Annotated in this window: 12 protein-coding genes; all 12 read left to right on the top strand. The window is 65.2% G+C overall.

Annotation, left to right across the window (positions count from 1 at the left end):
- Positions 1–198: 198 nt before the first annotated feature.
- The 12 genes from HMPREF3227_RS04765 (at position 199) to HMPREF3227_RS04710 (ending at position 14376) form a co-directional block, all read left to right on the top strand.
- Entirely contained in the window at positions 199–1995 is a 1797-nt protein-coding gene (locus tag HMPREF3227_RS04765; RefSeq protein ID WP_066510664.1) for a cell division protein PerM, read from the top strand.
- A gap of 47 nt (positions 1996–2042) precedes the next feature.
- Positions 2043–2630: a phosphoribosylglycinamide formyltransferase gene (gene purN / locus HMPREF3227_RS04760; RefSeq protein ID WP_231725034.1), complete on the top strand. Its 588-nt coding sequence runs from the start codon at positions 2043–2045 to the stop codon at positions 2628–2630.
- A 37-nt stretch (positions 2631–2667) separates the two neighbouring features.
- Positions 2668–4200, top strand: coding sequence for a bifunctional phosphoribosylaminoimidazolecarboxamide formyltransferase/IMP cyclohydrolase (purH, locus tag HMPREF3227_RS04755; protein WP_066510658.1), 1533 nt, complete (start codon positions 2668–2670; stop codon positions 4198–4200).
- A gap of 146 nt (positions 4201–4346) precedes the next feature.
- A complete protein-coding gene (locus tag HMPREF3227_RS04750; protein WP_066487772.1) occupies positions 4347–4946 on the top strand; it encodes a TetR/AcrR family transcriptional regulator in 600 nt (199 codons plus the stop codon).
- Between the two features lie 300 nt (positions 4947–5246).
- Positions 5247–6845, top strand: a complete 1599-nt coding sequence (locus tag HMPREF3227_RS04745) for a carboxyl transferase domain-containing protein (RefSeq protein ID WP_066487774.1) — start codon at positions 5247–5249, stop codon at positions 6843–6845.
- 12 nt (positions 6846–6857) lie between these two features.
- The gene (locus HMPREF3227_RS04740; RefSeq protein WP_066510654.1) at positions 6858–8918 is read left to right on the top strand and encodes an ATP-binding protein; all 2061 of its coding nucleotides are present in this window, start codon (positions 6858–6860) and stop codon (positions 8916–8918) included.
- 69 nt (positions 8919–8987) lie between these two features.
- Positions 8988–10169, top strand: a complete 1182-nt coding sequence (locus HMPREF3227_RS04735) for an acyl-CoA dehydrogenase family protein (protein WP_066510652.1) — start codon at positions 8988–8990, stop codon at positions 10167–10169.
- A 10-nt stretch (positions 10170–10179) separates the two neighbouring features.
- A complete protein-coding gene (locus tag HMPREF3227_RS04730) occupies positions 10180–10692 on the top strand; it encodes a MaoC family dehydratase (protein WP_066487787.1) in 513 nt (170 codons plus the stop codon).
- Positions 10689–11516, top strand: a complete 828-nt coding sequence (locus HMPREF3227_RS04725; protein ID WP_066510651.1) for an HpcH/HpaI aldolase/citrate lyase family protein — start codon at positions 10689–10691, stop codon at positions 11514–11516. The genes HMPREF3227_RS04730 and HMPREF3227_RS04725 overlap by 4 nt, the downstream gene beginning before the upstream one ends.
- A gap of 18 nt (positions 11517–11534) precedes the next feature.
- On the top strand, positions 11535–13241 hold the full coding sequence (locus HMPREF3227_RS04720) for an AMP-binding protein (protein WP_066487797.1): 1707 nt from the start codon (positions 11535–11537) through the stop codon (positions 13239–13241).
- A 3-nt stretch (positions 13242–13244) separates the two neighbouring features.
- On the top strand, positions 13245–13553 hold the full coding sequence (locus HMPREF3227_RS04715) for a hypothetical protein (RefSeq protein WP_066487799.1): 309 nt from the start codon (positions 13245–13247) through the stop codon (positions 13551–13553).
- Between the two features lie 31 nt (positions 13554–13584).
- Positions 13585–14376, top strand: a complete 792-nt coding sequence (locus HMPREF3227_RS04710; RefSeq protein WP_066510649.1) for a thioesterase family protein — start codon at positions 13585–13587, stop codon at positions 14374–14376.
- The last annotated feature ends 235 nt before the right edge of the window (positions 14377–14611 follow it).

Below are 14611 nucleotides of genomic sequence, written 5' to 3'. Positions count from 1 at the left end.
CCGCCGTCGCGATGGTAGCAATCTGATAGAAGCCTGTGTCGTATCTTTAGGGCGCATTCCGAACGGAAATTTCGTGTTTGATTACCCCCCACCGCCGAGTCTCAACCTCTTCTTTACATATATAAGGAATAGAAAACGGGTGTCGCTCGTCGTGCCACCCGCGGCCCGCCGCTGGGTCGTGGCAAAGTGTTTTCCATCATGAGCAAGAACACCAGCCCCACCTCGCGCAGTCCTCGCCGCACGCATGCCACACCGGCCGCCGCCCGTGTCGCCTCCCGTGTGAGCGCCCGGAGCAAGGATAAGCAGGCCGCCGCCCCTCGCACCCTCGGTGCCCGCATCCGCCGGATGTTTTTTGCCGTCGCGCTTCCCGATGCCCTCGTGGTCGGCGTCATCATCGCCGTCGCCCTTGCGCTCGTGTTGCTCACCGGTTCGCCCGCGGCGTGGCTGCCCACCGCCATCGCCGAAGGGTGGATGGTTTCCACGCTCGGCTCGGCCAGCGCCGACGGAATCTCCATCGGCGTCGTTCCCGCGTTGCCAGCCTGCCTGCTCTTTGTCATGCTCGCCACGCGTGTGCATTCCTTGGTGAAGAAGCGGGTGAGCGTCAAGGACCTCCTTATTCTGTTGGGCTGCATTATCGCGGTGCCCACCCTCCTCACGCTCATCGCGTGGTTCATGCTCTGGGATGCGGGCAAGGTCTATGACGTCGCGCCGCCGAGCCTACTCACCACACTGCCGCGCGTGTGGATCCTGCATCTCGCTGCCATGGCGGTGGGCATGGGGCCGCGCCTCTGGCGCGCGCTGGCTCGCCGCTACGGTGTGCCGCGCGTCGTCGTCGACGCAGCATCGACGGCGGGCCGCGTGCTCATCGGGTTCGCCACCGTGGCCGCACTCGTCTTCCTCGTCCTTTTTATCGTGCGCTTCGACGCGCAAGCCGCCATGCTCGCCGGATATCCGAAGCTGCCCGGGGTGGGTCTGGCGGGGCTTATCGCGCTGTCCATTTTCTATATCCCCAACGCGATCGTCGCGACAGGCGCCGTGTTGCTCGGCTCCGAGTTCCACCTCGGCACCGCGAGCGTGAGTCTCTTCGATACCGTTCTCTTGCCGCTGCCGCCTCTGCCAATCCTGGCCGCCGTTCCTGCGCAATCCGCGTCCTGGGCTGTGGGCTTGCTCGCGCTGCCTGCCCTCGTTGCCGTAGTACTCTTTCTCCGTGCCCGCCCGAGCTTCGCCCACGCCGCACTCGCCGGCGTCTGGACTGCGCTCGGAGTGGTGCTCGCGTGCTACTTCACGTCCGGCACCCTGGGCTACTACGGGCATGTCGGCCCCATGCTCTGGCTTGCTGCTGGCCTTGCCTTCCTGTGGACGGCAGTGCCCGGCCTCCTCGTTGCCGCCGGCTACTACTTCTTCGACCGCCGCGCCGCGGGTGCTGCTGTGGCGGAAACGGACGAGGAAGAGTCTCACGCGGAGTCGGTCATTGACGAGAGCGAAGCAGAGTCTGACGCCGCCGAGCTCGAGGCAGGGTCGGAGGATTCGGCTGACGATGCTGAAGCCGACGAAGCTGAGCCTGCTGAGACGGTCGATGAAGTCGCGGAAGATACCGATGCACGCGATGAAGTCGCGGATTCTGAAGACAACGAGACTTTCGATGACGAGGTGGACACCGACGCTGAACTCCACGCGGACGCGGAAGCTGAGTCTGACTCTGGCGCTGAGCCGGAGTTTGGTGATGACGCCGAAACCCGGTCCGATGGAGAGGTCGAGGCCGAGGCCGAGGATCAGCGTGGCACGTCCGGGTCTGAGACCGCGGAAGTCACCGGTAAGAACGATGATGCGAAGGACAACGAGCCAGAAGCCGAAGCTGTCGAGGATGAAGTCCTTGAAGGCGAGCTCCTCGACGTCGAGTCCTCTGATGAGGTCTTAGAAGGCGAGATCATCGAGGGCGAGATTGTCACTGATGGGGGCACTGCGGAGGATGGAGACGCGGACACACAACGTTAGGCGGTGAAAAATTCCGCCATGAGGGTGTGACCGGCTACTCTAGGTGTGTGACTTCGACACGTATCGCACCGCTTGAGATCGTTGTGCTTGTCTCCGGCACCGGCTCACTGCTTCAGAACATCCTCGACCATCAAGACGACTCGTACCGTGTCGTCAAAGTTGTGGCCGACAAAGAATGTCAGGGCATCGAGCGCGCTGCTGCGGCTGGCATCCCCACGGAAGTGGTGGCGCTGGCCGAGGACCGCGAAGAATGGAACCACCGCCTGGTGACTGCCGTAGGCAGCCCGGACGCGGTGGTTTCTGCCGGTTTTATGCGGATTTTGGGCGCGGCTTTCCTGGAGCGCTTCGAAGGGCGCACCATCAACACGCACCCGGCGCTGCTCCCGGCGTTCCCGGGCGCGCACGCCGTGCGCGACGCGCTGGCCTACGGGGTCAAAGTCACCGGTTCTACCGTCCATTTCGTCGACGCTGGTGTGGACACCGGCCGTATTATCGCCCAACGGCCCGTCATGGTCGAGCGCGGCGATGATGAAGCCAGCCTGCATGAGCGCATCAAAGTAGTTGAGCGCAAGCTCATCGTCGAAGTCCTGCGCGCAGCGCGCGTGGACGGCGACGCCCTTTCCATCGATCTCTAACACCGATCTTTAGTACAAGGAAGATTTCACACAACCTATGACTGACGCCAAGCAGATCAAGCGTGCGCTTATCAGCGTCTACGACAAGACTGGACTCGAAGACTTGGCCCGTGCGCTCGACGCCGCGGGCGTGGAGATTGTCTCCACTGGCTCGACCGCGAAGAAGATCGCGGATCTGGGTATTGACGTGACCCCGGTGGAGCAGCTCACCGGCTTCCCGGAGTGCCTCGAAGGCCGCGTAAAGACCCTGCACCCGAAGGTCCACGCTGGCATCCTGGCCGATACCCGCAAGCCGGATCACCTCACACAGCTCGAGGAGCTCGGCGTTGAGGCTTTCCAGCTCGTCGTCGTCAATCTCTACCCGTTCCGTGAGACCGTTGCGTCCGGCGCTGACTTCGACGGCTGCGTCGAGCAGATCGACATCGGAGGCCCGTCCATGGTGCGCGCCGCCGCGAAGAACCACCCGTCTGTCGCCGTTGTCGTCGACCCGTCGCGTTACGGTGACGTCGCCGAGGCCGTGAAGAACGGCGGCTTCTCCCTCGAGGAGCGCCGCGCGCTTGCTCGCGACGCCTTCCTGCACACCGCTGACTACGACGCGGCCGTCTCCGCCTGGTTCGTGGACCAGCTCACCGAGGGTGGCGCCACCACGACGCTGCGCTACGGCGAGAACTCCCACCAGTCCGCGACCGTTACCCGCGATGGCTCTGGCAAGGGCCTGGCCAACGCGGAGCAGCTGGGCGGCAAGGAGATGTCCTACAACAACTACCAGGATGCTGACGCCGCGTGGCGCGCCGCCTGGGATCACGAGCGTCCGTGTGTGGCCATCATTAAGCACGCCAACCCGTGCGGCATCGCCGTGTCTGATGAGTCCATCGCTGCGGCACACCGCGCTGCGCATGCGTGCGACCCGCTCTCCGCATTCGGCGGCGTCATCGCCGTCAACCGCGAGGTCTCCGTCGAGATGGCCAAGCAAGTCAAGGACATCTTCACCGAGGTCATCGTCGCTCCGTCCTACGAGGATGGCGCCGTGGAGATCCTCAAGGAGAAGAAGAACCTCCGTATCCTCGTTGCCGAGCACGAGGCTCCGGCAGAGGAAATCAAGCACATCTCCGGCGGCGTCCTGTGCCAGGAGCCGGATACTTACCAGGCCGAGGGCGATAAGCCGGAGAACTGGACGCTGGCCTGCGGCGAGCCGCTCAACGACGCTGACCTCGCTGAGCTTGAGTTCGCATGGCGCTCCGTGCGCTCTGTGAAATCCAACGCCCTCCTGCTGTCCAAGAACAACGCCTCCGTGGGCGTGGGTATGGGGCAGGTCAACCGCGTTGACTCCGCCAAGCTGGCCGTCGAGCGCGCCAACACCCTCGGCGAGGGTGAGGAGCGTGCCCGCGGCGCATTCGCGGCATCGGATGCTTTCTTCCCGTTCCCGGACGGCCTGGAGGTCCTCACCAACGCTGGCGTCAAGGCTGTCGTGCAGCCGGGCGGTTCGATTCGTGACGAGCAGGTCATCGAGGCTGCCAAGGCAGCCGGCGTGACCATGTACCTCACCGGTACCCGCCACTTCTTCCACTAATCCGCATTCCGGACTAGAGGAAGGCGAGGAGAGCTACGAACCCCGGTCCCACGCGTCGTTGCTGCGGCGCGTGCGGTCGGGGCTTTGTGCATGGCTATGATCGAACACTAAGACCACAGCCACGCCCGGTGAAAGGAGACCCCGCGATGACCACGGAGCGTGAGAAGGCGAAGCAACGCAAGCGCCAGGAGCTGCTCGCGGCGGCCTCTGAAATCATGGCGGACGTCGGCTTTGCGCGCACCCGCCTCAGTGACGTGGGCGCAGCCGTGGGAATTTCGGGGCCTGGGCTCTATCGCTACTTTGACAGCAAGGAGACTCTGCTTTCGGAGGTCCTCGTCGATATCTCCACGCGCCTGCTCGACGGCGCGTTGGCTATCCTTGCCGAGCACTGCACGGGGGAGGACGCGGTGCTCGATGATCCGAGCGCAGTGCTCCAGGACCTCATCGATTTCCACGTGGAGATTTGTATGACGGAGCCCGACCGCGTACGCGTGCAAGAGCGCGAGCGGTGGAATATCGTGGCCGTCGACTCGGCGAAGATTCGTTCGCTGCAGCGCAGTTACATGAACGTGTGGACCGATGTCCTTGTCCAGGTGCGCCCGGACTTGGAGCGTTCGACCGCGCGTATGCGTGTGCAGCTTACGGCGGGACTCATCGCATCGTCCCGCTACGTCAACCACTGGGCCGTGCCCGACGTGCTGCGCGCCCAGCTGCGCCAGATGGCCGTCGCTGCCATCTTGGTCTAACCGAGAGGACGCGTGCCAGCCGCGGTCCAGCCGGCAGGGGCGAGGGGGAGCGCGCGTACACCCCCGCGCAGGGGTGTAAATCTATGCCACGGATTTGTTAACTTTTGTAAATTCTCACGCAAACACGCTGATGGGGGACGTTTGGGGGATGGTGTGTCCACATTGGCAGGTGACGCATTGTACATTCTGGAAGAAAAGTGTTGAGCGACACACATAGGCGCGGTACTCTCTGGTTCTAGTTAATTGGGATTAACTGAACTTCACCAAGTTCACTCATCGAGACTTCTAGGGAGCTCATTCATGACTGCACCTACCGCCCCCGCAGCGTCGCCAGCGGCCACGAACCGCGAACGGCATGAGGCCCTCGTCGCGGATTTGCGCGAGTTGCTTGCCACCACGGCGCGCGGGGGATCGGACAAGGCTCGCGAGCGTCACCTCTCGCGCGGCAAACTGCTGCCCCGTGACCGCATTAACCAGCTGCTCGACCCGGGCAGCCCGTTCCTGGAGGTGGCCCCGCTCGCCGCGCACGCCATGTATGGCGGCAAGGTGCCTGCCGCAGGCGTTATCGCCGGCATCGGGCTCGTGGAGGGGCGCCGCTGCATGGTGGTCGCGAACGACTCGACGGTCTCCGGAGGCACGTACTACCCGCTCACCGTCACTAAGCACCTGCGCGCACAGGAGATCGCGGGAGAGAACAACCTACCGTGCATCTACCTCGTGGATTCCGGCGGCGCCATGCTGCTCAACCAGGAGGACGTGTTCCCCGGCCGCGACCACTTCGGTCGCATCTTCTTCAATCAGGCGAATATGTCCAAGCACGGCATCCCACAGATTTCCGCCGTCATGGGCTCGTGCACGGCGGGCGGCGCTTATGTCCCCGCGATGAGCGATGAGACCGTCATCGTCGAAGAACAGGGCACCATCTTCCTCGCCGGCCCGCCGCTCGTGAAAGCTGCGACGGGTGAGGAAGTCACCCCAGAGGAACTCGGCGGCGGCGCCCTTCACGCGCGAACTTCGGGTGTGGCGGACCACCTCGCCACGGATGACGCAGATGCGCTGCGCCGCGTGCGTGCCATCATTGCGACGACCCGCCCGGACCCGCAGGCCCCCTGGGACGTGCAGCCGGTGCGCGAGCCGCAGCGCCCGCAAACGGATCTTTACGACATCGTGCCGGTCGACGCGAAGGTGCCCTACGACGTCCACGAGGTGATCGAGGTCCTCTCTGACGGTGGCGAATACCAGGAGTTCAAGGCCGAGTACGGCACGACGCTCGTCACCGCCTTCGCCCGCATCTACGGCCATCCGGTGGGCATCATCGCGAACAACGGCGTGCTCTTCGGCGAGTCCGCGATCAAAGGCGCGCACTTCATTGAGCTGTGCGACCAGCGCGGCATCCCGCTGCTCTTCCTGCAGAACACCACCGGCTTTATGGTCGGCCGCGAGTACGAGGCCGGGGGCATCGCTAAGCACGGCGCCAAGATGGTCAACGCCGTGGCCACCACGCGCGTGCCCAAATTCACCGTCGTCATCGGTGGCGCATTCGGTGCTGGCAATTACTCCATGGGTGGGCGCGCCTACAGCCCGCGCTTTCTGTGGATGTGGCCCAACGCGCGCATCGCCGTCATGGGCGGACCGCAAGCCGCGATGGTCATGTCTACCGTTAAGCGCACCCAGATTGAGAAGTCAGGCGGGACGTGGTCCGCGGAAGAACAAGAGGACTTTGAGCGCCCCATCCGCGAGAAGTTCGAGGAAGAGTCCCATCCGTACTATTCCTCGGCGCGGCTCTGGGATGACGGCGTCATCGACCCGGCTGATACCCGCCGCGTCGTGGGCTTGGCCCTCGGCGCCGCGTCCAGCGCCCCACTCGGCGACCCCGGCTACGGCATCTTCCGCATGTAAGAGGAGCACATCATGACTAACCACATCGATACCGTCCTCGTCGCCAACCGTGGCGAAATCGCCTGCCGCGTCATGCGCACCCTGCGCGCGGAAGGAGTGCGTTCCGTCGCCGTGCACTCTGCTGCCGATGCCGCCGCGCGCCACACCCGCGAAGCCGACCTCGCCGTCGCCATCGGTCCGGCGCCCGCGCGTGAGTCCTACCTTGTCGCCGAGAAGCTTCTCGATGCCGCCCGCCGCACCGGCGCCCAGGCCATCCACCCCGGCTATGGCTTCCTCTCCGAGAACGCCGAGTTTGCCAAGGCCTGCGAGGACGCCGGCATCATTTTCATCGGCCCGCCGGCCAGTGCGATCGAGACGATGGGCGACAAGATCACGGCCCGCGCCGCCGTCGAGGCCCGCGGCGTGCCCACCGTGCCGGGGATCTCCCGCCCGGGACTTACGGACGAGGAGATCATCGCCGCCGCGCCGGGCATCGGCTTCCCCGTGCTCATCAAGCCGTCCGCGGGCGGCGGCGGCAAGGGCATGCACCGCGTCGAGAACCCGGAGGATCTGCCGGCCGCTCTCGTTACCGCCCGCCGCGAGGCCGCGAGCTCGTTCGGCGACGATTCGCTCTTCCTCGAGCACTTCGTCGACACCCCGCGCCACATCGAGGTTCAGATCATCGCCGATGCCCACGGCAACGTGGTCCATCTCGGCGAGCGTGAGTGCTCCCTCCAGCGCCGTCACCAGAAGGTCATTGAGGAAGCCCCCTCGCCGCTGCTCGACGAGGCGACCCGCGCCGAGATTGGCCAGGCCGCATGCGACGCCGCACGCTCGGTTGGCTACGTCGGCGCCGGCACCGTGGAGTTCATCGTCCCCGCCGCGCGCCCGGACCATTTCTACTTCATGGAGATGAATACCCGCCTTCAGGTCGAGCACCCTGTCACCGAGGAAGTAAGCGGCATCGACCTCGTCGCCACGCAGCTCGCTGTCGCCCGCGGCGAGGAGTTGCCCTTTACCCAGGACGGTATTGTGCTGCGTGGCCACTCTATCGAGGCGCGCATCTACGCCGAGGATCCTGCGCACGACTTCCTGCCCACCGGCGGCACGGTCACCCGCGTCGTCGAGCCCACCGGCCCCGGCGTCCGCGTTGACTCCGGCATCGTGGACGGCTCCGAGGTTACTTCGCTCTATGACCCGATGCTTATGAAGGTCATCGCGCACGGCGCGGACCGGCAGGAGGCCCTGGATCGCCTCGACGCCGCACTCGCCGGCACCGTCGTCGCCGGCGTGGGCGTCAACACCGACTTCTGCCGCTTCCTGCTTAACGTGCCCGAGGTTCGCGCGGGCGACCTCGACACGAGCCTGCTCGAGCGCGTCGCGCCCGACTACGCACCCACGCCGGTGCCGGCAGAGGACCTCGCCGCCGCGGCCCTTATCCTCGCCCAGCCAGGCACCGGTTCCGCTGAGGCCGCGGACGCTTGGGTCGCCGATGGCTGGCGCCTGCGTCACCCCGCCGAGCGCCACGTCCGCTTGGCCGAGGGCACCTCCGGCGTCCCCGGTACCGATGGTGTGGGCACAGTCGTCACCGTCGACCCCGCCGAGTCCACCGTCACGGTTGGTGATACCCCAGCCTTTCAGCGTGCGCTTGACATCAAGGCCGACCGCGAGCCGGAGCAGACCGAGGAAACCACCTTCACAGCGTCTATCGCGAACCTCGGAGCAGGGCAGTGGTCCGTGAACCTCGACGGCACCACGAGCCGCTGGGCGCTTGAGCGCCACGCTGACCAGATTCTGCTCACCGGACCGCGCGGTACGTGGGCGCTCACTGAACAACCCGCGGCGCGCTCGGTCTCGGCAGCGGCCGAGGACGACCACGGCACGCTCGCATCGCCGATGCCCGGCACAGTTGTGGCGCTCGCCGTCGCGGAGGGAGACCACGTCGAGCCTGGCGATGCCGTCGTGGTCGTCGAGGCCATGAAGATGGAGCACGTCCTCCGCGCCGCCGAGCCCGGCACGGTGATCTTCCACTGCGCGGCGGGCGAGACCGTGCCCGCGGGCCAGCCGCTGGCCACGGTGGAGCCAGATACATAAGCCACCACCACGGACCAATCACATCCACACAGCACCTACAGATAACACCCACAGATAAGGAGCACGACCATGACCACCACGACCGCCTCCGGCCCCGACGTCAACATCGCGGACCTTCCTGAGGAGTACCAGGAGCTGCAAAACGTCGTCCGCGAATTCGCCAACGAAGTCGTCGATCCGGTCTCGTACAAGCATGACAAGGAGCATTCCTTCCCGTACGAGGTCCAGGCACAGATGGGCGACATGGGCCTCTACGGCCTGCCCTTCCCGGAGGAATACGGCGGCATGGGCGGCGATTACCTTTCGCTTGGCATCGCGCTCGAAGAACTCGCCCGCGTCGACCAGTCCGTCGCCATGACGCTCGAGGCCGGCGTCGGCCTGGGCATGATGCCCATCTTCAACTTTGGCACTGAGGAGCAGAAGCAGAAGTACCTCCCAGGCCTGGCCTCCGGTAAGGAGCTCGCCGGCTTCGGTCTGACCGAGGCGGGCGCGGGTTCTGACGCAGGTGCGACGAAGACCACGGCGGTCGAGGACGGCGGCGACTTCGTCATCAACGGAACGAAGCAGTTCATCACGAACTCTGGCACGGATATCACGTCGCTCGTCACTGTCACGGCCGTGACCGGCCAGCGCGAGAACGGCAAGAAGGAAATCTCCGCCATCATCGTGCCCAACGGCACGCCAGGCTTCGACGTCTTACCGGCCTACGACAAGGTGGGCTGGAACGCCTCGGACACCCACCCGTTGTCCTTCCGCGACGTGCGCGTCCCGCAGGAGAACCTCCTGGGCGAGCGCGGCCGCGGCTACGCCAACTTCCTCTCCATCCTCGCCGAGGGCCGCGTCGCCATCGCCGCCGTGGCCACCGGCGCGGCGCAGGGCTGCGTCGACGAGTCCGTGAAGTACGCCAAGGAGCGCGTGTCCATGGGCAAGGCCATCGCCGAGTACCAGGCCATCTCCTTCAAGATCGCGCGCATGGAGGCCCGCGCCCACACCGCGCGCCTGGCCTGGCGCGCGGCCGCGGCCAAGATGATTAAGGGCCAGGACTTCCGCAAGGAGGCCTACATCGCAAAACTCGTCGCCTCCGAGGCCGCCATGGATAACGCGCGTGACGCCACCCAGATCCACGGCGGCTATGGCTTCATGAACGAGTACCGCGTCGCCCGCCACTACCGCGACTCGAAGATTCTGGAAATCGGCGAAGGCACCACCGAGGTCCAGCTCATGCTCATCGCCCGCGAGCTGGGAATCTAGGAGTACGCGCATGACTGATACGACCGCCAAGACCGTGGAACAGCGCGGCCTGTGGTTCGAGGAATTCGAAGAGGGCGTGCGCTACCTCCACCGCCCGGGCCGCACCGTGACGGAGGCTGACGATGTCGTCTTCACGACGCTCACCATGAACACCCAGCCGCTCCACCTCGATGCTCACTGGTCGAGCCAGCAGTCGGCATTCGATGGCCAGCGCCTGGTCAATTCCATGTGGACCGTCTCCACCGTGGTCGGACTGTCCGTCGGTCAGCTGACGCTGGGGACCATCGTCGCCAACCTCGGCTTCACCGAGGTCTCGTTCCCACATCCCATGGTCCACGGCGACACGCTCTACGCGGAGACGGTGTGCGTCTCCAAGCGCCTGAGCTCCTCGCGCCCCGGCCAGGGAATCGTCAACCTCGAGCACATCGGCCGCAACCAGCACGGCGACATCGTCTGCCGCGCCACGCGCGCCACACTCGTGCAGTGCTGTCCAGAAGGTCGACCAGAAGGAGAAGACTCATGACCTGGATGCCCGCGGGCCCCGCGATCCTCTTCGTGCCCGCTGACCGACCCGACCGTTTCGCCAAGGCGGCTTCCGCCGCGGACATGGTCATCCTCGACCTCGAGGACGGCTGCCGCCCCGAAAACCGCGCGGCCGCCCGCATCGCTATCGCCGAGTGCGACCTCGACCCGGCGACGACCATCGTGCGCGTCAACCCGCCCGGAACCCCGGAGTTTGCCGCGGACATGGAGATGGTACGCACCACCGCATTCCGCCAGCTCATGTGCCCCAAGGCCGAGGGCGCCGCGAGTATGGAGGCCTTCGCCGCCGAACTGCCTGACGCCCAGGTCATTGCGCTCGCCGAGACCGCCTTGGGGGTCATGCGTGCGGAGGAGACGGCGGCATCGGAAAGCTGCGTGGCACTCTTTTGGGGCGCCGAGGACCTCCTGGCCAGCATGGGCGGGGTCTCTTCCCGCTTTGCCGACGGCGTCTACCGCGACGTTCCGCGCTTCGCCCGGGCCCAGGTCCATCTTGCCGCCGCCGCGCACGGCAAGGCCATGCTCGATGCCGTCTTTATGGACATCCAAGACTCCGTCGGGCTGCAGTCCGAGGCTACCGATGCCGCCGCGCTCGGCTTCGCCGGCAGCGTGTGCATCCATCCCCTCCAGGTCCCCGTTATCCGGGCGGCCTACGCACCCGCCGCCGAACAAGTCCAGTGGGCCGAAGGCCTTCTCGCCGCAGCCGCCGAAAACCCGGGTGCCTTTCGCTATCAGGGGCGCATGGTGGACGAACCTCTCTTTCGCCAAGCCCAGTCCATCCTCAACCGTGCGCGCGTGAGCGCTTAAAACTCCAGGAGAACCATCATGACCATCGCTTCTACTTTCGCCACCCGTTCCACCCCGTACGGCGCCATCGCTGTTGACGCGGACGGCAATGACCTGTCCTACGTCTTTGGCAAGACCCTCGACGAGGGTGCCCCGCCGCTGCGCGAGGACACCCTCGGTGACACCCTGCGCGCCACCGTCCAGAAGTTCCCGTCGCGCGATGCCATCGTGGATGTCTACTCGGATAAGACACTGAGCTACGAGCAGTTCTACAAGCTCGTGCTGGCGCTCGCCTCCGCACTTGCGCGCAAGGGGCTGCGCCCCGGCGACCGCGTGGGTATCTGGTCCACGAACCGCTGGGAGTGGCTCGTGGTGATGTGGGCCTGCCATCACTTGGGCCTCATCCTCGTCAATATCAACCCGGCCTACCGTCAAAGCGAGCTCAACTACGTCCTCGAGAAGTCCGGCACCCGCATGGTCTTCGCCGCGCGCCGCTACAAAGACTCGGACTACCGTTCCATGCTCAACGACGCGCGCAAGCAGCGCGGCACGCAGGTCGAGGACGTCATCTACTTTGGCGGCGACGAGTGGTTCTCCTTTATCGAGGGTCCCGTCGACGACCTCTCCCAGTACACCGCGGGACTGTCCAATACCGACGTGGTCAACCTGCAGTTCACTTCGGGAACCACGGGTTTTCCCAAGGGCGCCTCGCTCACGCACCGCAATATCTTGAACAACGGTTACTTCGTTGGTGAGCTCCTCGGCTTCACCGAGGCTGACCGCGTGTGTACGCCGGTGCCTTTCTTCCATTGCTTTGGCATGGTCATGGCCACCATCGCTGCCTTTAGCCGTGGCGGCGCCATCATCATTCCCGCGCCCTCGTTCAAGCCGCGTGAGTCGCTCAAGGCGGTCCAGGCCGCGGGGGCCACGGCGCTCTATGGCGTGCCCACCATGTTCATTCAGGAGCTCACCGAGGCCGAGGACCACATCGAGTACGGTTCGCCCTACGATCTCTCGACGCTGCGCACCGGTATCATGGCCGGCTCCTCGTGCCCCTCGAAGACCATGCGCGAGGTCATCAGCGAGCTCAATATGCCGGAGGTCGCCATCTGCTACGGCATGACGGAGACCTCGCCGGTGTCCTTCCAGACGCGTGCGGACGACCCGCTGGACAAGCGCGTGGGCACCGTAGGCCAGATCATGCCGCACCTCGAGGCAAAGATCGTCGACGAGGACACCGGGGACATCGTCCCCGTCGGCACCCAGGGCGAGATCCTTGTCCGCGGCTACTCCGTGATGAAGGAATACTGGGAGCACCCGGAGAAGACGGCCGAGGCCATCGACGCCGATGGCTGGATGCGCACCGGCGACCTGGGCGTCTTCGACGACGAGGGCTACCTTTCCGTCACTGGCCGTCTCAAGGACATGCTTATCCGCGGCGGCGAGAACATCTACCCGCGTGAAATCGAAGAATTCCTGCGCACCCACCCGTCTGTCGTCGACGCCGAGGTCATCGGCGTTCCCGACGACAAATACGGCGAGGAAATCATGGCGTGGCTCATCCTTCATGAAGGCGCCGAGCACCTCACCCAGTCCGATATTGCGGAGTTCGCCCACGGCCAGCTCTCGCGCCAGAAGATCCCGCGCTACGTCCACGTCGTCGACTCTTACCCGATGACGGCCTCCGGCAAGGTCCGTAAGGTCGAGCTGCGCGAGATGGCGCCCAAGGTCCTGGGCTGGGTGTAAGCCATGACCGCGCCGAACCCCATGCCTGCAGGCTGGTCCTGCGCAGACATGGCGGCGCAGGCCGCAGACCGACCCTCTGCCCTCGTGCAGGAGCATCTTGATGCCGCCGGTGCCCCCATGTTGGGCGCCGGCTCAGCGCTGCCTCCGCCCGAAACGTGCCTCATCACTCGTTTCGCGCGCTTTGAGTCCGCCGGCGAATTTCTCATCCTGCGCGCACTCGCGCCGGGCGTCACGCTCATGGATATCCAGCGCACGACGCCGGTGGACTATATCGTCGACCTCGACACCATTACGGCCCTGCGCCGCACATAGCCCATCGATTCATTCCTTCCGAGGTGAAACTATGACAACTTCCGCACCCGATTACTTCTTTGAGCGCACCGGCCCTTCGACCTTCGCGCCCACCATCCATGGCGAAGGCGCCTGGTCCAATGAGGACTACCACTTCGCTTGCCTGGCTGGGCTTATCACGCACGTCATTGAGCAGCACCGCCTGGAACACGACGGCGGCAAGCTCGACCTTTCGCGTATCTCTTTCGACATTCTGGGCCGCCTGCCTTTCAAGGAAGCGACCATCGAGGTCACCATCAAGCGCCCCGGCCGCACCATCGAACTCGTGGAGGCCATCTGCTCCATCGGCGAGCGTCCCGTTATTATCGCGCGTGCCTGGTATCTCATCCCGGCCGATACAGCAGACGTCTCCGGCGTCGAGTTCGAACCGCTGCCAGCGCCCGCGTCCTGCCCGCCGCGTGACATGACGTCGGTGTGGAACGGCGGGCTTATCGCCCAAGTCGAGACCCGCCAGCCGCGCGCCTACCGCCCCGGGCGCGCCGCAGCCTGGATTACCTCCCCCAACCACCTCGTCAAGGACGAAGAGCCCATCGCTATCGCCGAGTTCGTCTCCCGCATTGACGTCGCCAACGGCATTGCCGTGCGCGAAGACCCCACGCGCTTCGCTTTCCCCAACGTTGACCTCACCGTGCACTTCTTCCGTCAGCCGGTGGGCGAGTGGACCGGACTCGACACCCGCGTGAGCTGGGGACCCCACGGCCTGGGACTTACTTCGTCGACGCTTCACGACGTTGAAGGCCCCGTCGGCCGCGCCGAGCAGTCGCTCACCGTCCGCGCCATGTAACTCCATGTCACCTGCGCCCTGGCTGTTCATCAGCCGGGGCGCTTTCATGTGCCCACTTAAAAAATCCCTTCAGCACATATAGTCCCGCTTTTAACCGCTCGCACGGGCCTTATATGTCCTGAATGTAGATTTACTCTTCCGGCTGAGTTAGCCGTGCGCGACGCCTTCGGAAAAGAAGAACGTGGCCTGATCGTAAAAGCCCCGCCACCGCGAGTGCGGTAGCGGGGAAATGGCC

Source organism: Corynebacterium sp. CMW7794 (assembly GCF_001563605.1).
In the GTDB taxonomy this organism is placed as follows: Bacteria; Actinomycetota; Actinomycetes; order Mycobacteriales; family Mycobacteriaceae; genus Corynebacterium; species Corynebacterium phoceense.
This window is presented reverse-complemented; position numbering and strand designations above follow the sequence as displayed.